At 52.1% G+C, this 18350-nt stretch carries 18 protein-coding genes and 1 pseudogene; 3 read left to right on the plus strand and 16 right to left on the minus strand.

Translation table 11 applies throughout. From position 1 onward, the window contains the following. Positions 1-7: 7 nt before the first annotated feature. From KIH86_RS06730 to KIH86_RS06770, 9 genes are all read right to left on the minus strand, one after another. The gene (locus tag KIH86_RS06730; RefSeq protein WP_223081558.1) at positions 8-1171 is read right to left on the minus strand and encodes a M20 metallopeptidase family protein; all 1164 of its coding nucleotides are present in this window, start codon (positions 1169-1171) and stop codon (positions 8-10) included. Then, complete coding sequence (locus tag KIH86_RS06735) at positions 1155-1880, minus strand: ABC transporter permease (RefSeq protein WP_223081557.1); 726 nt, start codon at positions 1878-1880, stop codon at positions 1155-1157. The genes KIH86_RS06730 and KIH86_RS06735 overlap by 17 nt, the downstream gene beginning before the upstream one ends. After that, the gene (locus KIH86_RS06740) at positions 1877-2737 is read right to left on the minus strand and encodes an ABC transporter ATP-binding protein (RefSeq protein ID WP_223081556.1); all 861 of its coding nucleotides are present in this window, start codon (positions 2735-2737) and stop codon (positions 1877-1879) included. The genes KIH86_RS06735 and KIH86_RS06740 overlap by 4 nt, the downstream gene beginning before the upstream one ends. Positions 2738-2779: 42 nt before the next feature. Then, positions 2780-4621 carry a YcaO-like family protein gene (locus tag KIH86_RS06745; protein WP_223081555.1) on the minus strand — a complete coding sequence of 614 codons (1842 nt, stop codon included), beginning with the start codon at positions 4619-4621 and terminating at the stop codon, positions 2780-2782. Then, positions 4618-5676, minus strand: a complete 1059-nt coding sequence (locus KIH86_RS06750; RefSeq protein ID WP_223081554.1) for a hypothetical protein — start codon at positions 5674-5676, stop codon at positions 4618-4620. Before KIH86_RS06750 ends, KIH86_RS06745 begins: the two co-directional genes overlap by 4 nt. A 4-nt stretch (positions 5677-5680) precedes the next feature. Further along, positions 5681-8098 carry a hypothetical protein gene (locus tag KIH86_RS06755; RefSeq protein ID WP_223081553.1) on the minus strand — a complete coding sequence of 806 codons (2418 nt, stop codon included), beginning with the start codon at positions 8096-8098 and terminating at the stop codon, positions 5681-5683. 75 nt (positions 8099-8173) lie between these two features. Continuing rightward, positions 8174-8332, minus strand: a complete 159-nt coding sequence (locus KIH86_RS06760) for a thiazolylpeptide-type bacteriocin (protein WP_223081552.1) — start codon at positions 8330-8332, stop codon at positions 8174-8176. A 55-nt stretch (positions 8333-8387) separates the two neighbouring features. Then, positions 8388-8546 (minus strand): thiazolylpeptide-type bacteriocin, encoded by a 159-nt coding sequence (locus KIH86_RS06765; protein WP_223081552.1) that lies wholly within the window; start codon positions 8544-8546, stop codon positions 8388-8390. A gap of 58 nt (positions 8547-8604) precedes the next feature. Beyond that, a complete protein-coding gene (locus tag KIH86_RS06770; protein WP_223081551.1) occupies positions 8605-8763 on the minus strand; it encodes a thiazolylpeptide-type bacteriocin in 159 nt (52 codons plus the stop codon). Between the two features lie 239 nt (positions 8764-9002). On the opposite strand from KIH86_RS06770, the gene KIH86_RS06775 reads away from it, so the two are divergent. Beyond that, positions 9003-9581: a DUF6609 family protein gene (locus KIH86_RS06775; protein WP_223081550.1), complete on the plus strand. Its 579-nt coding sequence runs from the start codon at positions 9003-9005 to the stop codon at positions 9579-9581. A 132-nt stretch (positions 9582-9713) separates the two neighbouring features. Here the strand turns inward: KIH86_RS06775 and KIH86_RS06780 are convergent. After that, positions 9714-9940: pseudogene (locus KIH86_RS06780) on the minus strand (helix-turn-helix domain-containing protein); the annotation flags it as partial. Positions 9941-10079: 139 nt separating this feature from the next. Further along, the gene (locus KIH86_RS06785) at positions 10080-10652 is read right to left on the minus strand and encodes a DUF4352 domain-containing protein (RefSeq protein ID WP_223081549.1); all 573 of its coding nucleotides are present in this window, start codon (positions 10650-10652) and stop codon (positions 10080-10082) included. Between the two features lie 290 nt (positions 10653-10942). On the opposite strand from KIH86_RS06785, the gene KIH86_RS06790 reads away from it, so the two are divergent. Together KIH86_RS06790 and KIH86_RS06795 are read left to right on the plus strand one after the other, a co-directional pair. After that, on the plus strand, positions 10943-11950 hold the full coding sequence (locus KIH86_RS06790; RefSeq protein WP_223081548.1) for a LacI family DNA-binding transcriptional regulator: 1008 nt from the start codon (positions 10943-10945) through the stop codon (positions 11948-11950). A 16-nt stretch (positions 11951-11966) separates the two neighbouring features. Next, a complete protein-coding gene (locus KIH86_RS06795) occupies positions 11967-13073 on the plus strand; it encodes an amidohydrolase family protein (RefSeq protein ID WP_223081547.1) in 1107 nt (368 codons plus the stop codon). A gap of 52 nt (positions 13074-13125) precedes the next feature. On the opposite strand, the gene KIH86_RS06800 is transcribed toward KIH86_RS06795, so the two are convergent. From KIH86_RS06800 to KIH86_RS06820, 5 genes are all read right to left on the minus strand, one after another. Continuing rightward, positions 13126-14556: an MDR family MFS transporter gene (locus tag KIH86_RS06800; RefSeq protein WP_223081546.1), complete on the minus strand. Its 1431-nt coding sequence runs from the start codon at positions 14554-14556 to the stop codon at positions 13126-13128. Positions 14557-14761: 205 nt separating this feature from the next. After that, positions 14762-16171: a HAMP domain-containing sensor histidine kinase gene (locus KIH86_RS06805; RefSeq protein WP_235775294.1), complete on the minus strand. Its 1410-nt coding sequence runs from the start codon at positions 16169-16171 to the stop codon at positions 14762-14764. Continuing rightward, positions 16159-16821: a response regulator transcription factor gene (locus tag KIH86_RS06810; protein WP_223081545.1), complete on the minus strand. Its 663-nt coding sequence runs from the start codon at positions 16819-16821 to the stop codon at positions 16159-16161. Before KIH86_RS06810 ends, KIH86_RS06805 begins: the two co-directional genes overlap by 13 nt. 30 nt (positions 16822-16851) lie before the next feature. Next, the gene (locus tag KIH86_RS06815; protein WP_223081544.1) at positions 16852-17619 is read right to left on the minus strand and encodes a lantibiotic immunity ABC transporter MutG family permease subunit; all 768 of its coding nucleotides are present in this window, start codon (positions 17617-17619) and stop codon (positions 16852-16854) included. Between the two features lies 1 nt (position 17620). Then, on the minus strand, positions 17621-18349 hold the full coding sequence (locus tag KIH86_RS06820; protein WP_223081543.1) for a lantibiotic immunity ABC transporter MutE/EpiE family permease subunit: 729 nt from the start codon (positions 18347-18349) through the stop codon (positions 17621-17623). Position 18350: the final 1 nt, after the last annotated feature.

The raw sequence follows: 18350 nt of genomic DNA on the forward strand, positions 1-18350 counted from the left end.
CTCCCGTCTAATTGTCAGGGACAATCCGGGGCTGCCCGGCCTGCCCGAACATTTGAATAATGGCCTGAAAACTCTTCAATCCGTACAGCAATGCATGCTCATCAATGTCAAAATATCCAGTGTGGACGTTGTTATTGTCCCGTAAATAAGCGCCGATGAAATAATAGCAGGTCTTGACGTTAAGCAGATCCCTTGCGTAGAAGGCAAAGTCGTCGCTGGAGAAAAGGAAAGGTGCCTCCAGCACATGCTCCGAGCCAAACTTCTTCCCCAGCAGCCCGGCGGTGAGCTTCGTCAGAAGCGTATCGTTCACGCAGCAGGGATATTCGGAAATGATCCTGCTGTCAAGAAGGCCCCGCACCTGGGATGATGCCGATACGGCATCAAGGAGCTGCTCATACCCGTCCCGGAGTACGGCTGTTTCCGCAGAGCGGAAAGTAAGATACAGCTTCAAACGATCCGGGATAACATTGTAGTAGCCATTCGTCTCCACATGCGTAATTTTGCAGAACCGGCTGGCCGTATTATAGGCTTGCTGGAAGTGCTGCACCTCTGAGAGCACCTGCAGAACATCCGGCTGGTCGGATGCATGGCCGGATGCCAGCTCCAGTTCGAGCTCTGCGTTCAGGCAGCCTGCCAGTGCAAGGCCGGGCCGCAGCGAGAAATATCCCGCATATAAATCAGGTGTTACATGAAGGGAATACAGGTATTCCAGCTTCTGCGCTCTCAGCAGGGGAATAAGCTCCCGCGCTCCGGCCATCACTTCCTCGGCCGCTTGAAAAATAAAGCGGCAGTTGACAGCCGGTGCTGTCTGGTCCACCCACCGGAGCAGCTGCAGCAGAATGGACATATGGGCATCATGGCCGCAGGCATGGCTGAGGCCAGGGTGCACACTTTTATAAGGAGCGTCTTTGGCATCCTCAATCGGCAGTGCATCAAGCTCTGCCCGGAATCCGATCACCGGTAATCCTTCACCGCCCTGATACGAAGCGATCAGCCCTTTTTCCGAGGAATGCTCTATCCGGATATGGGCCGTATGGCTGAGGATATAATCCTCAATATACAACCTTGTCTTCTTCTCCTGTCCGGCAAGCTCGGGAATGCGGTGCAGGTCCCTGCGGGTTCTCCGCAGCTCTTCCAGCTCATCGGCTCCGCGCTTAAGCGACGATTGCATTCTTTTTATAACGGTAGACTACGAGTGTCACAATCAGCAGCAGCCCGATGTTCAGCGTCATCATCAGAATGCTCTGAAGTGCATCGCCTCCTGTATAGAGGGTCTTAACCGCCTGATTCAGATAATAGCCCGGGAAGAAGCGCTGGATATGGGTCATAAAACCCGGAACCGAGAATCCAAGATCTTTGGTGATATTCATGGACATGAAGCCCAGGTACAGCGGGAAGGAGATAGATTGAAGCGATACGATGTCCAGCAGAAACCCAAGAATCAGGCCGAGAAAAATGTAATACAGACTGGAGTATAGCGCCAGCAGCTCCATCTTCAGCAGCATGCCGTCCATTTTCAACTGGAAGACTGCCGCACCGAACGTGATGATTACGGCCGCGATGACAACATTCAGAAGCAGCTGGACCAGAGCGGTAACAAAGATAAATTTTCCCGGCGAGTAAGGTGTGACGGTGTAAATGCTGCCGATATAGGACTTTTCTTTGGCAACCCGGGTGCTGAGCGTGTTCAGCCCGCTGCCGGCCGTTCCGAACAAGGTACAGAATACAGCGAGATACGTGATAAATTCCCCTTGGCCCTTATCCGGCTTAACAAAGGCATTCAGCACGAGGAAAAAAACAAGCGGCATTACGAGTGTGAAAAATACAAATCTTCGGTTGCGCAGCACCTTGAGAATCTCATAGCGGATAATAGTCATCATGCCTGCATCACTCCTTCTTCATATAGGTCATAGATTTCACGGTAACAGTCCTTAACTTCCTTCAGCCGTTCCTCATATGGAATTTGCCGCTCCTTCAAAACAGCCACAAGCGGGGATTGCTCTGCCGGATTGGAGACATACAGCCGTCCATCCTCCACCAATCCGCCGAAACGGCGCTGCAGCTCCTCTGCTTCCTCGGGCCGCGCGGGATGAACGACGAGGATTTTTTGGGCATTCAGATCCTCTTTGCTTACGACCGCAGCTACTTTTCCATCTTTGAGAAAAATAAACCGGCGGCAGAAGTCGTTCAGCTCATCCAGGTGATGGGAGGTTACAAATATCGATTTGCCCTGTTCCTGCAATTCCTTGATTTTGGTCCAGAACATTCTGCAGGCCGTGACATCCATTCCGACCGTCGGTTCGTCCAGGAACAGCAATTTGGGATTGGCGGCGAGAGAGAGGGCGAACGACAGTCTCCGTTTTTGCCCGCCGGACAGGCTTTGCACCATGCTGCGCGTCTCTTTCACCAGATCCCCGGCTTGAAGCAGCTCATTCGTATCCACCTTTGATTTGCTGTAGCTCTTATGCAGCTCAATGAGCTCCTTGACTCTCAGTCCATCGGGGAACAGATCCTTCTGCAGCATGATCCCGACATCCTTGCGGTTGTCAAAATGCCGTTCGATAACCCCCTCGTCGATATCGGTAAGGCCCAGAATAGAACGGATCATCGTCGTCTTGCCCGCCCCGTTGGGTCCGATCAATGCGATGCTCTCGCCTTCCGCCACATCAAAGCTCACTCCGGCCAGGACCTTCTTTTCCTTGAACCGTTTCTGGACGCCTTCTAATTTCAGCAGCATTTGCATGTTGTTCTCCTTCTTTCTGGTTATCTTTTATAGTGTTCAGGGGAATGGATGGGGCGCCGGGTTAACATCCGCCGAATCCATCTTCCAGTACTGCGCAGCCTGCCGGATACGCCGCCGGCACAGCAACCGGCTCTCTTCGCCAAACCACATGGGCTGCATATCGGGCACAAGCACTTTGACCGCCTCCAGCCCAAGCGCCTTATAGCCTTCGGGTGTCTGACGCACGATAAACGCTTCTCCGTAATGGCCCGTCATCCGGTCCAGCAGCCCTGATGTTTCGTCCGCCAAATCAATCGTCGTATTTCGCAGTTCTCCATAGAACCCGGCAAACCGCTCACGGATGCCGTACTGTCCACCGCCGGCCAGGAAGTTGAAGTGATGTCTTTCCTCCTGAAGAAAATACAGAATGGGATGATCCTCGACCCTCTGTACGCCTTCATGGCGGATACGCCAGGCTTTCTCGCGGATTTCTGCGGCATGCGTTCCGTAATACTCCAGCGCCAGCAGCATTTCTTCGAGTGCCGAGAGGATGGCCCTTTCCGGATTGGGATGGGCGCCGGATGTACTGTATGCAGCGAACTGGGCTTCCGTCTGTCCCAGGCAGAGCACCCAAATGACAGGAATGCCCGTCTCCATCGTGATATCGAACAGCTGCACGGTATATCCCAAAACCTCCAGGCGTCCGGTCATATAGCGGATCTGTGCATTCTCCACCGAAGCTGGAATAATCTCGGGCGGCGACCGCCGCAAATACCAATGATTCAGGAAGGCATCGCGTTCAATCAGCTCCAGACAGGCATAATAGATGCTGTCCAGGAGCGTCGTGCCCAGTGCATTCCCATTGGAGTTGCCTTTGTAAATCCGTGGTCCGGATAAATACCCTTGATCCGGCTTGTAATATGCCAGGCATTCCGGTATATACGCTGCGTCTTGCCGCTTCCAGGAGAAGGCGGGTATCCAGTTCAGGGGCAGGTCTTCATGGTAAGCGGCAATCTGATGTCCCGTCCCCGTTACAGAATCGATAAACATCAGCGGGTCGGCAGCGATTCCTCTGCTTTGCAGGCTGCGGGTGCTGGATACTACACCCAGACGTTCCCGGCCGCGCGGATGCATTCCCGCATAACGTTCCAGCGCCTCGCACCGTGACTTTAGCTCGCTGGACCTGTAATCGGTGGAGCTGCCGATGCCAAGCTCATATTTCTCCTCCCGGTATATCCTGAAGAAGCTGGTTAGGGAAAAAAACGAACGGGTATTTCTATCCTTGTAGATAATAAAATTGGAATCGGCATTGCCCGGTGCGAATACAGCATCGCACACCTTAGTGGCCTGAGTCCGGTACGGATCACCGTACGGGAACATATAATGCTGGTCAAACGCCTGGCGGATTGCAGCGATGTCATCCTCCGGTTCACACTCGGCGCAATGCTTGCAGCGCTCTGCGGGCCAGAAGGAATACCTGCGCAAATCACCGCTGTCCTCAATCCGGTAATAGTCGAGCACTCCGGGCGCTCCGGCCTGCCGGAGCAGCAGGACCAGACATTCCTGTACCAGCTCTTCATCAACGCGGTAGCTTCCTGCGATTTCACTGCGGCCTTCATCCTCAGGAAGCCGTTCGAACTCTCTAAGGTTCTCATTCCTCCGTTGGCCGAAGCAGGACGGACAGCCAATTCCGCCCGGATGGAAAATGGGACCGGCAAGTACTTCGTGAACATCCACATGCAGGAGCGCAAATCTCTCCTCCACGGGCCAAGCCTGCCCTCTGTCCATCTGATGACCGTATGCTATGAAGCAGAGCAGCCGTTCACTGCCGATCTCAAGGACAATTCGCTCTTCCTGGCGGGATACCGCCTGGGACAATGTCATTGCCGCCGTTCTCATCGCCGCTCGCCTCCCAACAGAGAGAAGCCGAATTTGCGGGACAAACCGTCCTCATAACGGAACAGCGGGCTGGCGGGGGCTTCAGCGGGATCGGGCCGGCAAGGCTCGGCGGAATGACACTCCGTCCTGTGGATCTGGTTCCATACCCGGAACAATCCATCGCCGCGGTCTTCACCGAATGCGCTGTACAGCTTCCCTTGGTGTTCGACCTCGATGTGATAAACCACCATGAGGGCTTTTAATTTCCTGTACCTGGCCTTTGAAGGAAGCAACTGCTCCGCATCCGACCAGAATGCAAAGCTGTCGGGATAAAAGAACCCCCGCTCCAGCTCTTCGGCGCTTCCGGCTCCTGAGCGGTTCAAAAAATGCAGATAGGCAGCCTGGTCGGTCAACCCCGGCGAAAGATGACGATAACTGTAGTAATGCTCCAGCAGATAAGCATACATATCCTCCAGAACCCGGCGTTTGCTGAGTCCGGCGAAGCTTTCGACCCTGCCGCCAAAATCAGCCTCCAGCTTCCAGTAACGGTCGAAACGGAAATCGATGTTCTTGACCACTGCCGTCACCAGCTCCTGTGACAGAACACCTTCGTCAACGGCGGTGTCCCGCAAATGTTCCAGCGGACTGCAGTGAAGCGGGCAGCATTCGGCATGCGCCACTTCAGGCAGGGGCTGGATGTACAGAAGCCCGCCGGGATCAAGCCTGACCAGCTTATTGCCGGCAAACTTCCGGCTGCCCAGGAAGGCCGGAAGCTGTAATCTGAACCGGCTTGCTATGGGATACTGCAAGCCGAGACAGCTGGGGCAGACACCGGCAGACAAGATGATCCGGTCGCCCAGCTCATAAGCTTCCAACTCTGTGCCGGTCTGCTCTTCTCCGTTCAACTTGAGCCGGAGATTCGCCAGCCATTGCGCTTCCTCTGGAGACGGCTGCGGGTTGGAGAACAGCCGGACGAGCTGTTCATAGCCTACAGTTCTAAGCCTTATCCTTCTCCTGCGGCCAATTAATTCAGTACCGCCGGAGGCTTCCATAATGCGTACCGGATGTTCGCCCATCTCTTTATCCCCCCATTCTGAGCGGTTCTTCTTGCATTTCGTATACATACTCCACGGCATACTCATTGTCATAAGGATCGGGAAGCGCCTCTTCAAACACAACGGCCAATTCCCCGTACTGCCTGTGGCAGCGGTCCATATGCTTCAACAATTCCATACAATACTGCGGTTCCTCGGCGTCCAGAAAAATCGGCTTATGCAGTCCTGACTCGCCATATTCGATGTGAAGCATACCTTGACGAACAGGAAACAGCCGGATGAACGAATGCAGCGGTGCATGATAGATTTGCAGCAGCTCATGAAGCCGCCTATATCCGTCGAAATCCTGCGTCACCCCGGCAAACAGCTTCTCGTGAAGAATTGTTTTTCTTCTTTGCAGAATCAGCTCCCCGTAGCTGATTCTGCCAATTTGCCGGCATTCATCAATCGTAAGCTCATTGTAGTCAAGCCCGGTTCCGGTGATAAAACCGGATTGGCTGAGCAGGGCAAGGTTCCTGTAATCTTCCGGCAGACAAGCCGGTGCAAGCGTGCCTGTGTATAAAGGAACTCCTCGGTTCTCCTGGAGCTGCAGCTCAAAGCTGTGGCGTTCTCCGTTCCAAATAATCATGGCATCGCGCAAATCCGCAGCAAGGCTGTTGCCCTCCGCAAAGCCGTTCATATTGGGATTGAACCCGCAGGAGGGCGAGTAGGGAATTAGCCGTGCCCGCTCCCCGCAGTTAAACAAGGCTTTTACCCGTTCAGATATGGCGTCATGGCTCTCCGGCAAATGATAGATTGAATAGGCCAGGTAGCTGTTCTTGCAATCATTCACCACGAGCTTTCCGGTGCCGCTCTCTTGAAGCCAGAAGCCGGCAGCCGCAGGCTGACGGATTTGAAGTGCCTCCAGTCCTGCCTCCAGCGAAGCCAGATCAGCTCTTTGTAGAGCAACATCCTTTCCTGACTCTGCCGGCGCCAGCTTCGCCCGGTATTGATCTCTCAGATCCTCCAGCTGCGCTACTGCGGGAGCGTTCTCGAATACACTTCCCCTGCATGTTCGGTTCAGCGCCACATGCTGCTCATACTCTTCGGCATGCCTGGACATGCTCTGTTGAACGGAGGCATACGGCACCGGAAGCATATCGTGGAGATGGTTCTCCATATAGAGCCGGAACTTCAGGCGGTTGTCGAAGATCGGCAGAACTCCGGCCCATTCGGCAAGCGGATCATGGAACGGCTCCACGTCAATAGACGGCCCGGGCGATGCTCCGGCATAGCTGTCTTCATTGAACGGATTAACCGGATATTTGCCTTTCCACCTGAGCAATTCACAGCAGCGGTTCACATGCCTCTGGGCGATTTCGAGCAATTTTTCCCTTTGTGGGACTTCATGGGTCTGTTCAAGCTGACCAGATAGCAGGTGGATGGCTTCCAAATGCCGGGCCAGGGCCTTTATCATGCTGCTGCCAGTACGAAACGCAGAGACAGTCTCGATGAACGACTCCAGCGTAAGCGGCTCACTTTCAATATCCAGCGTATTCTTGATATAGCCGCAGCCCAGCAAATGAACGGCCTTGGCCGTCATCGTTTCCATGCTCTCGTTCCACATCAGCGCCAGCTCATCCAGGCTGACGATGCTGCCCGGTTTGATTGTTGCGGCAGCCGGTGCCTTTAGGCGGTACTTTCGCTTCGTTCTAATATATAGTCCGGGCTCCATTGCTTCCGGTCCGGCGCTACATTCTACAAGGAGAGTGCCTTCTTGATCCCTGTATTCCACCCTGTACCGGCTGGCCCGTATCACCTCAGGAAGCAGCAGCCATAATTCAAACCAATGAAGAAGAATCCATTGAGCGAAGCTGATCCGGCTCTCCTCTCCGGTCCCTTGCCCCCGGTAAATCGAAGTGAAGGAAGAGAGCGGTGCTGTTTTGGCAAAAGAACGCATCATTATTTTCCATACCTTTCCGCTTTTTTTAGAGCTATAGGATTTGTTCAATGAACAATACATTTCATAGTTAGTTAGCAGCAGTGCATTCTGCACACTCGACTGCTGCCGAAACAGCTTATACAGTTCCTGTTCCTGCGTCTTGCACTCGCTCTTGAACCGGGTGCCTAATTCCTGATGCCGCTGCTTCAGTTCACTGCCGGCTTGGTCCAGAGAGAGCGCCTCAGCAATAATCTCCGGTGGAATTTGGTCTGCTTTCGGGATCTTCCCGAGATGGATTTGCCCTTTGCGGATTCCCTGCTGTAGCCGGATATAAGCGATCCGTACCTCCGGCTCCTGTTCTATGCCTTCAGACAACCGCTGCTGCAGCAATTCTTTACGCTGAATAAATACATGATGATCTTCACAATAGGTTAGGAGTTCCTGGTAGAAACCGTGCTTGATCTGCTGCAGGTCACTGGAAGGAACATGATTCCGTCTTTCAAACAGGTAAGTTCGACTCAACCCGGCTCCCCCTTCTGGAATTGTTTTTTGGATGGGCGCGGCTAAGGCCGCCCCATCCACGGTTGATCTTGCAATTTAGGCACAGGAGGAAGAGCACGACGAGCAAGACGATGAGCCGCAGGTGGAAGAGCTGCCGCTTCCGCTGGATGCTGCCGTTGACGGAATCGCGTCTGCTTGTTCCAATTCAATCAGTTCCAGATCAAGAGCTTCCAATTCTTTGTTCAAATCCTTCATTATTTATCATCCTTTTCATAATTAGTATTTTAATATCATTGCGATGCTGCTAATCTTAAGCACAAGAGGAGGAACACGACGAGCAAGACGATGAGCCGCAGGTGGAAGAGCTGCCGCTTCCGCTGGATGCCGCTGTTGACGGAATTGCATCCGCTTGTTCCAATTCAATCAGTTCCAGATCAAGAGCTTCCAATTCTTTGTTCAAATCCTTCATTATTTATCATCCTTTTCTCATAAATTAGTGTTTTAATATCATTGCGATGCTGCCAGTCTTAAGCGCAGGAGGAGGAACAGGAGGAACAGGACGATGATCCGCAGGTGGAGGAACTGCCGCTGCCGCTAGTAGCGGCTGTTGATGGAATTGCTTCCACTTGATCGAGTTCGATCAGCTCCAGGTCGAGGTCTTCAAGCTCTTTATCCAGATGACTCATATGTATACTCACCTCCTTCAGGCCGGTCGGAATGCCGCTTGTCTGGCGCTCCGTTTCCGTTGTTGGTTTCTTTCTGAAGTAAGAGTATCACAGCTAAATCAAGCCTTCACCGACAACAATACCAGTAATTACCACAAATAAATTGCGGTGCAGTTGCAGGTTTTTTGCGGACTAATATGCATATTTGGGTGTCTATACTGATAAAGATTAACGAACAAATACATAGGGGGAAGAAGACTATGGCGGTAAGCGGAAGACAAGAACGGGGCAGAAGAACCTTTCTGAATAAAAGAGTTTGCGGATTATGGCTGATCTGGGTGGCCGCCATCCTGTTTGCGGGGCTGGTTGCGGGTGGAACGCAGCTCATTTCCATGCCTATATTTTCACTGGGGTATATGGCCGGAATATTTGGGATATTAACGAACAAAGCGGTGAACCGCAGGCTGTCCTACGGACCGCAAACCGCCTTTCAAGGCAAGATGACGCTCTATTCTATTATTCTTATGTTCATACTAATGGTGCTGATTGGCGGTCCTCACTTTGGAGACGGCAATTACCGGATGGTCTGGCTGGGGGCTTTTTTAGCGATAGGCCTTCATTTTGTTCCGATGGCATGGGTGCATGGGCGCTCCATGATCCTGCTGGCCATCCTGCTAAGCGCCAATGCCCTGACCGGCATGCTGTGGCCGGACCTGTCTTTTCACACCATTGTCTATGTGGATCTTGCCATTAAGTTGATCTGGGGGGCCGCGCTTCTCCTCTCCGGCCGCCCGGCAGCTGCCGGGCAATCCGCAAGCACTAAGGCGATCGTCAAGTAAACGGAGACCAGGGCAGAACGGATACTATCCAACGTAAAAAGACACCTGTTAAGGTGTCTTTTTACTGTCCAGCGCACCGGGACAGCATGCTCCAGCGATCTGATGGGCGTGAATAAGGATTATATCCCCCGCCTCGCGTCGCTCTGTCTTATCTTCAAATCGAAAGAATTCTACAGCGGGCACACCAAATGCTGCAATGATTTTTTCTAATGTCTCTAAAGTGATGTTCCGATCTCCGCGTTCGACACCACCTATGTAGCTGTAGTGAAGCGATGCCGCTTCTGCCAGTTGCTCTGAGTCCACCCTTTTGCTCTTCTAAGCTCACGAATACGATTGCCAACACTTTCTGGCAAATTCATGGGATCACCTCTGCATTTAGGTTAGAAGAGGGAAGCCAGGCATAACAGACCACCAAAATCAAACCAAGTATTAGATTTACTGTACTTATAAGTAACAAAAACCACCAACTCCCGTCGGTGGTTCATGATCGATATAGTATTATTTCAATTCAATCTCGCCTTGCTCGGTTCCCCAGAATCCAGTCTGGACATTCAAAATAAAGCCAGTCAAGTTTTCCGGGATTTCAAATACTACATTGCCTGTCTGGGCCAATCCGGGATTGATTCCATCATATAAAAAATAGTCTCCGGACGAAGTAATCAATGTGGACGGGTTATACGTAACTTCGTCTTTTTTGAGCTGGAAGAATGAGGAGTCTGTGGTAATCATCTCTTTGCCGACGTTTTTCACCGTTATATTCACTACCAGGAAGACACTTCCTTCAGCCTGAGGCGAGTAGGATAAGAAATCTCCATCTTTGATTTTTTTGGTAGTGGTTACTTTATTAACTTTGAAGACGACATCCCCAACCTGCAATTCTTCTCCCTTTTTTGCAAGTTTTTTAGTTTCTTCTTTCTTGGTGTCCTTTGTTTCTACAGAGCTTGTGCCGGTATTGGATTTAGCGGTTGTACTGCTTGAGCTATCCTTATCTTTAGTAAATACACCAATGAGAACAACCACTACAATTAGAGCGATGAAGCCCAGGCATCCGATTTTAAAAAATTTCTTCAAAAAGAACCCTCCCAGTTAGGTAATTTGAACTATTTTTCTGTACTATCAATATATCGGAGCATGGAAGAAAATTCTTTATAAAGATTAGGTTTTATTTGAAAATAATTGTTTTTTTGAGCAAGTCAAGTAAACTATGAATGATACTATCAGAAATAGAATGAATGCAGCATAAACAACGCGTATGCCTATTTTTCGGGAACGTTCCCAAAATCTCCATTGCCAAATGCCTACATCTGGTATATATTCAAAATATATTTTTGGTAACGTTCCCAAAAAGGAGGTGCTGATCTGTGAGAGTTTCCATCCGGGATATCGCCAAGCATTGCAACATGTCGGTTAGCACCGTGTCCCGGGCACTCAATGGCGACTACGGTGTGAAGGACAAGACGAGGAAGGCTGTACTGGAAGCCGCCAAGGAGCTGGGCTATGTCCCCAACCTTTCCGCCAAGGAATTGGTGAGCCGGAAGAGCAAGCTCGTCGGGCTGCTGATTGATGACAGCGACTATGAAGCCCGTCCGGCTTTTTTCGAACAGCTTCCATATATCAACAAGGTGTTGGCGCTGCACCAATATCGAGCGATTATTTATACGCTTAGCGGAATGGGCTATGTGGATGGGGAGCTGTCGGACATTCTGAATCTGCGCAACTTAAGCGGATGCATTGTGCTGAGCCCATTTCCCTCCGACTATCCGCTCTATGATGAAATCAGGCGCATGAGTTATCCGACGGTGGTACTTGAGAACACGGTGCTGACCCGATATTGCTCCAACATCAATACGGATGAGGTGCTGGGCGCCTATATGGCTACACGCTATCTCATCGACTGCGGGCATCGGCGGATTGCATTCGTGAACGGGTTCGAAGCGTTCGAGATGAGCCGGGAGCGCCTGGAAGGCTTCCTTAAGGCGACCGAAGAAGCGGGCCTGTCGAAAGATGAGACTCCCATCCTCTGGAGCGATTATACCGGCAATGGCGGAAAAAAAAGCGTGCAAGAACTGCTTCGTCTCCACCCGGAGACTACGGCTGTGTTTTTCGCAAATGATTTTATGGCTATGGGCGCCATTTCGTATTTGGCCGAGGCCGGCATTCGGGTACCGGATCAGCTGTCCGTCATTGGCTATGATGGGCATTTCACAGGCAAATATTATAATCCGCCGCTCGCAACCGTAATCATCGACAACCCGGCTATCGGAACGCGGACCGCTGAATTGCTGCTTGAACTGATCAATGGCGGCAGCGGCAAGACGGTCAGAATCAAGCCCCAATTATTCAAAGGCAAGAGCGTTAGAACTTTATAAGGATGGTGGAACCGCAATGTCTAAAGTACTGCGTTATTATGGGATTTGCGCACTCGCACTTGCAGCAGTCACAGTAACAGGATGCACGTTGAATAAATCCGAGGTTGTTGTCCAGCCAATGACCGAATACACTCCCAAGGATGAAGTTGCATTAATTGAGAAGATCCGGCAGAACAAGGATTCCAGCAAGGAGCTGTACGAGACCTACCGCGACCTTACCGTCATTGATATTCATAACCATGATGCCGCCGATCCGGCTGCCATTCAGAGGGAGAGAGAAGAGTACGGAGTCGACCGTATCGTTCTGTTCGGAAATATTTCGGAGCCGAGCGCGAAGTACACCGATCAATTAGCCTGGGATGAGTATAAAAAGACACCTGCGAATCTATACCCCTCCTTTGCGGGATTTCCGATCTATGAGGATGAGGGCGTGACCATCGTTCAGGACAAACTGGAGAAGGGTTATATGAACATAGGAGAAGTGGCGGCCGCTTCGACGTATTCGGAAGCCGTGTCCAGATTGCCATGGAAGTCCCAGCACCCGAACGACGGTAATTTCCCCAAAATCTACGACCTTGCGGCCAAATATAAGGTGCCTGTACTCCTGCACATCGACCCGCCGAGCGGCGAGCCGATCAAGCATTTGGAGGAGGCCCTGGACCAGCATCCGGACACCATCATTATTTTTGGCCATGCCAACGCCTATAACACACCGGAAAATATCGAATCGCTGATCAGCAAGCATCCGAACCTGTATATCGATTTTTTCGCCGGGTTTACGGCGTATAACAGCGAGAGTACAAACAAACTGGAGGACTTCGTTCCCCTGATCGAGAAATATCCGGACCGCTTTATGATTTCCACTGACTCGGGATACGGTTTGTCGAAAACGCTTGCAGCGAAAGCGCTCTATGATCTCATCGACCTGCTCTCCCCGGAAACGGCAGAGAAGGTTGCTTATCAGAATTACGAGGGCCTGATCGAACGGCAGCCTCCGACGGATACGCAGATCGAGACGATTAAGAAGCTATCCACCGAAGCTGGAAAGTCCGGTACGTATAAGCTGAACAAACGGATGGCGAATGAGCTGATCTTTAAGCTGGAGGAAGAGGCGAAAAAGTAAATATCAAGGAACGAGACGCATCATCCGAAATGAGTCCAAGAGTCATGGTCATTTAATTCTGCTCAGGTTCAGCTGACTTTTTTATAAACCAGGCCAGTACCAAAATAATTATTGCCAGAATGAGCTCGATCCCAAAAACGGTTTGCAGACCGGCGACCATGCTTTGTGTCTTCTCATGTACCGCATTGGGATCGGGTGAGTGGTGAAGATAGCGAGTGGCTCTGGACGACATGATGCCGACGAACAACGCGATGCCGATTCCTCCTGCAATCTGTTGGAGCGTATTGAAAATGGCGGTACCATGGGGGATCAGGTGATGCGGCAGCTGATTCAATCCTGTCGTCTGAGCTGGCATGACGACGAACGACATGCCCAAGAACAAGAGAATATGATCGAACAGAATGGAGCCTCGCGTTGTATCACTGTCGATGCCGGCAAACAGCAGCAACGATAGGGCGATCAGAAACAGTCCGGGCATAATGACGAATCTCGGCCCGAATCGATCGAGTAATTTCCCCGACAGGGGCATCATGATTCCGTTCAAAATACAGCCTGGCATCAGAAGTAATCCTGCCCCGAATGCGGTTAGCTGCATCACATCCTGCATATAGATCGGCAGCAATGTCGTTGTGGCGAACAGAACCATCATCAAGATTACAATCAGTATTGCAACCAGAGAAAAAGTACGGTGCTTGAAGACGGAAAGATCAATCAATGGTTCTTTGAGCTTGAGCTGCCGCCATACGAGCAGGAGCAAGAAGAAGCTGCCAATGGCAATTATCCCGTAACCTTCAAGCCGGGTCCGGGCACTTGTCAGGCTGAAACCGTAGGTGACGCAGCCGAAACCGGCGGTAGACAGTATTATGGATACAAGATCAATCCTTGGCTTGGTCGGCTCTGTCACATTCTTCAAGTACAGGATTGCATACACAATCGAAAACAGTGCTACTGGAATCATCATATAGAACAGCCATCGCCAGTTCAGGGTATCAATGATCAATCCGGACAAAGCTGGCCCGATGACAGGGGCGACCATGATGACCAGTCCCATAAGACCCATGGCGGCGCCCCGGCGCTCCGGAGGATAGAGGGCAAGAATCGTATTCATCATTAACGGGAGCAATAATCCTGTCCCGCATGCTTGCACAACCCTGCCCGTCAGCAAGACCCCGAACCCTAGGGATACTGCACACAAGCAGGTTCCTGCTAAAAATAACGCCATCGCAGACAGGAACATCTGTCGGGTCGTGAACCATTGCTGCAACAATGCGGTCACCGGCACCAGTACGCCGATCACGAGCATATAACCCGTCGATAACCATTGGATGGTTGCAGCCGCAACGTTGAATTCCCGCATCAATCCCGGAAGCGCATTGGTGAGCAAATTTTCATTAAGAAATGAAACAAATGCACCAATGAGCAGCGCGGTTAACATCGCCCCACGCTTTATTCCGACGCTTGTCTCTTGAGCCTGTTCGTTCATCTTCTACCTCCCGCATGTTCTTCATCAACCTGAGGAACATTTTACGTGAGGCTGCCCTAATTGAAAAAAGCGAAATGGCTCTTCATACGTGGAATTTCATTCATCCATTGAAAGCATAAGAGGGGGGTTCTCGCTATGTCGCTTATTCGCGCGGTTTTTCTTGACAAGATGCGGTTTGGGGATTAGTATAGCGTGCCGGTCAACTTTAATCCCGTTCATCGCCATCGCCACCTTCCGCATGAGCAGGAACAGGAATGGTCAAGGTTACCTTCCCGCCACCGGTTGATGCATCATTCTCCAGGGTCAAGGTCCCCCCATGATGCTGCGCGGCGGATGCGGCAATGTACAGCCCCATGCCGTGATGATTGCCGGAGCTTCGGCTCGGGTCTCCCCTGTAGAACTGGGTGGCGGCTTCTTTCAGATCGGCTGGCGAGAAGCCGCAGCCCGTATCCGTGACCGTGAAATGAACGGCGGCTGCATCCCCCCGGACAAGCAGCGTCACGCTCCCATTCGGAGGAGTATGCTCGGCCGCATTGGCGATTACATTGACGATCCCCCGATGAAGCAGCTCCTTATCAATGAAGATCAATTCCGGAAGGGCCTCCTTCCGTACAAGCGTACGCAGGTCCTTGCCAGACGCAAGAGCCTTCATCTGCAGCTCCAACTCTGCAAGCAGATCCTCTGAGCGTACCCTCGACTTTTCACGAACAGAACCGGTCTGCATGCTGGACAAATCAATGACCTCTTGGACGAATGCTTCAATTTCTCCGGCGCTTCGAAGAATGTATTCGTTATACTCCCGCTGGCTATCATCCTGCGATGTCTCCTGCAGCAGCTCCGCATTTCCCCGGATGATGGTAAGAGGGGTTTTGATGTCGTGGGCAAGCGCGGAAATCTGCTCTCTGCGGGAACGCTCCAGCTCCCATTGCTGCTTCAACGAAGTGTGCAGGGCTTCTTTCATCTGGTCCAATGAGGCGAGTACGTCGTCTATTTCGCGAATACCGCTGGGCTTGACGGTGAATTCAAGATTTTCGTTCTGGATGTTTTCAGTCGCTTCCTGGAGTCCCGCCATTCTCTTCGTAAGTCTTCTGCCGAAGTGGGCAGCAAGCAGAGACGCTTGAATCAAGATACCCACTATGAAGAGCAGCACCCCCAGCAGCTGCGGGTTTGGCAGATTGCTGCGCAGAAAGGAAGAAGCGTATTGCGGTCTTAAGGTGTACCGGAAGATCCAAATCTCATGCTGGCGCTGGATGGCGGTGTAGAAATGCGGAGAGTCCTGGTTGTTCCCTTGCTGTATAAGCCTCCAGGCATGGCCGGCCTGCGCCGGGGTTAGATTGCCGGAGAGCAGCTTCCCTTCCTTGGAAAAAACTGCGTAATCCGCCAGCTCCGGAAGCTGTCCGGGCGCTGCCGCGCTGTCTGATGCCAGGCTATTCTTGAACGCCTCAATCTGCTTCTCGACATAGTTGGCGGGCAGTATGAGATTGGAGGAGAAAGCCATCGTGAACAGGCCAAGCAGCAGCACCAGCAGCAGAATCGTTCCGATGCTCAAGAACAGGAGGTACTGGAGAAAGAAGGTGCGAAGGCGTATCGTTTTCGTTCGGGTTATAGCTTCCACTTGTATCCAATCCCCCAGATGGTCTCAATCGCGTCGATGCCTGATTTGCTCAGCTTGGCGCGGATGTTCTTGATATGCTCCGTAATGGCGGTGCTGTCGCTTTCCCCATGGAACCCGAAGACCGCTTCATATATGCCTTCTTTGGAGAACACCTGTCCCCGGCTGCGCGCCAGAAACTCGCAAATTTCATATTCACTTTTGGTAAGCGGCACTTTTTCCTCTTTGATATAGAGCTCTTTGCCGGAGAGGTTGAAGTGGACGTTCTCCAGATACAGGACATTTCGCCGTTCACGGCTCTCCCGTCTTAAATGGGCGCCGATCCGCGCCCGCAGCGCGCCTATGCCAAAGGGCTTTACAATATAGTCGTCCGCTCCCAGCCCAAGGCCGTACATCAGATCAGTCTCCAGCGTCTTGGCCGTTAGAAACAGGATGGGGCAGTCCACGGCCGACCGGATTTCCCGGCAAATCGCAAAGCCGTCCATCCCCGGCATCATCACATCGAGCAAAATGAGATCATATGCGCCAAGGTCGGTTTTGCATACCTTTGTAGAGTCTGCTATCGTCGTCACCAGATGATTATCTTTGAGAAGTGCGTTGCGGATCAGAGACAGGATGGCGGGTTCATCGTCCACCACGAGTATTTTTGCCATATGGGTATCCCTCGAATGTGAGCTGTATTTCTAATTATCGGTTGATCGTCCTTCCCAATGCGTAAACCATGCACAAGATAGAATGGAAGCCAGCGCCGTTCCCAGAGCCCAAACCGTTATTCCGGCGTCCAGCCCCGATAGGGCGGGCGATGCAGCAGTACCGGAGGACCAGACGGTCCACATTGAAGCGAAGCGGGCGCTCCAGCCGAACGGGATGTACGGCCAGATTCCATCACCTAGCCCGGTTAGCAGCAAGGCGGCTATCAGGCTTCCTACGATCCCGAGTCCGATGGAAGCGCCTCTTCCAAATCGCAGACTGACAAACCCGTGCAGCAGATAAAGAGGCAGGCTGCTTCCGAACAGAATGAATGCCCCAATGAGATAAAAGAGCATTTCCAGTCTGTCCTGATGCAGAATGCCACGGAAACCCAGTCCGAACAGGACGCTGGCAAGCAATATGGCCCCAAAGCCGAATAACAGCAGCATCAGCAGCTTGCTTGCATAGGCCTTGATTTTGTTTCCGGGAGTCGTGAGCATTCCTTGAAAATGTCCCGCAGCCGCTTCCTGCTCCGCAGCCATTGAACAGACCAGCCCAATCAGGGTAGGAAGGGCGCAGCCCAGAACCTGCAAATAAGCCAGCACTTTGTCGGTGGAGCTCCACGAAGAGTACGAATAATACGCCAGGAATATCCCCGCTCCAATTAGCGGAGCCAGCAGGTGAATCAGGAGAAACGGCGTCCGCCTCGTCTTGAGCAAATCCGCCCTTAGCAATCCCAGCAATCCTGTTAATGGCGCCATCTTACCTAGCCCCCCGCTTGCGGAACCATAGCGCAGTGAGAACGGACAGCACTCCGAACCATGCCAGAGAAATCAGGACACCCGGGAGAATCATCTTCGTATCCCTCAGCGGACTGTCTGCCGGTACGGGAAGGCCGTTCGGCAGTATATAGAGAACCGGGCACATGAGCCTGAATGTAATGGTATAAGGAACAATGCTCCAGATACCACCGGCGCCGAAGACGACGACCCCGGCGATATTGCCGGCCATATTAAGCAGAGTGGTGGCGAATAATCCGCAGCTTGCGGCTAGAAACAGGCATAGCGGAATTTGCCATAGAAACGTGACGAAGATCAGGAAGCTGCCGGCAATGCTGTTCAGCAGCGGAATCGTATTGCCGAACAGCATTCCGCCGGACGTAATGCCAACCAGGAAAATGAAAGTGACCGCCAAGAGCCATTCCGCACAGGCCGCGATTTTCCCGGCCCACAGAATCTTCGGATCAACAGGCAGCGCCAGCAGCCCGCGGTACTTCATCTTGGCATCCTTCTGTACAGCCAGCGAACAGGTGAGGGTAAGCGCTCCGGGCAAGAGCATCGTGTACCACCAGTTGTAAGCCCCGCCCTGAAAATAGCGTCCCCCCATCAAAAAGAAGCAGAGAAGCAGCGTTACCACAGGTCCAATCCAGGCCAGCTTGGGGATAAAGGTGCGATTCCATTTCAACCGTTCAGCCTTGATGTAAGGAAGCATC

This window comes from Paenibacillus sinensis (genome assembly GCF_019904155.1).
GTDB classification, from domain to species: domain Bacteria; phylum Bacillota; class Bacilli; order Paenibacillales; family Paenibacillaceae; genus Paenibacillus_AQ; species Paenibacillus_AQ sinensis.

Excerpts from the sequence above, each read along its gene's own strand:
- KIH86_RS06735 (WP_223081557.1), bottom strand. The coding sequence starts at position 1,880 with ATGATGACTATTATCCGCTATGAGATTCTCAAGGTGCTGCGCAACCGA.
- KIH86_RS06800 (WP_223081546.1), bottom strand. The coding sequence starts at position 14,556 with ATGAACGAACAGGCTCAAGAGACAAGCGTCGGAATAAAGCGTGGGGCG.
- KIH86_RS06795 (WP_223081547.1), top strand. The coding sequence starts at position 11,967 with ATGTCTAAAGTACTGCGTTATTATGGGATTTGCGCACTCGCACTTGCA.
- KIH86_RS06815 (WP_223081544.1), bottom strand. The coding sequence starts at position 17,619 with ATGGCGCCATTAACAGGATTGCTGGGATTGCTAAGGGCGGATTTGCTC.
- KIH86_RS06820 (WP_223081543.1), bottom strand. The coding sequence starts at position 18,349 with ATGCTTCCTTACATCAAGGCTGAACGGTTGAAATGGAATCGCACCTTT.
- KIH86_RS06740 (WP_223081556.1), bottom strand. The coding sequence starts at position 2,737 with ATGCTGCTGAAATTAGAAGGCGTCCAGAAACGGTTCAAGGAAAAGAAG.
- KIH86_RS06745 (WP_223081555.1), bottom strand. The coding sequence starts at position 4,621 with ATGAGAACGGCGGCAATGACATTGTCCCAGGCGGTATCCCGCCAGGAA.
- KIH86_RS06760 (WP_223081552.1), bottom strand. The coding sequence starts at position 8,332 with ATGAAGGATTTGAACAAAGAATTGGAAGCTCTTGATCTGGAACTGATT.
- KIH86_RS06775 (WP_223081550.1), top strand. The coding sequence starts at position 9,003 with ATGGCGGTAAGCGGAAGACAAGAACGGGGCAGAAGAACCTTTCTGAAT.
- KIH86_RS06750 (WP_223081554.1), bottom strand. The coding sequence starts at position 5,676 with ATGGGCGAACATCCGGTACGCATTATGGAAGCCTCCGGCGGTACTGAA.
- KIH86_RS06770 (WP_223081551.1), bottom strand. The coding sequence starts at position 8,763 with ATGAGTCATCTGGATAAAGAGCTTGAAGACCTCGACCTGGAGCTGATC.
- KIH86_RS06765 (WP_223081552.1), bottom strand. The coding sequence starts at position 8,546 with ATGAAGGATTTGAACAAAGAATTGGAAGCTCTTGATCTGGAACTGATT.
- KIH86_RS06730 (WP_223081558.1), bottom strand. The coding sequence starts at position 1,171 with ATGCAATCGTCGCTTAAGCGCGGAGCCGATGAGCTGGAAGAGCTGCGG.
- KIH86_RS06810 (WP_223081545.1), bottom strand. The coding sequence starts at position 16,821 with ATGGCAAAAATACTCGTGGTGGACGATGAACCCGCCATCCTGTCTCTG.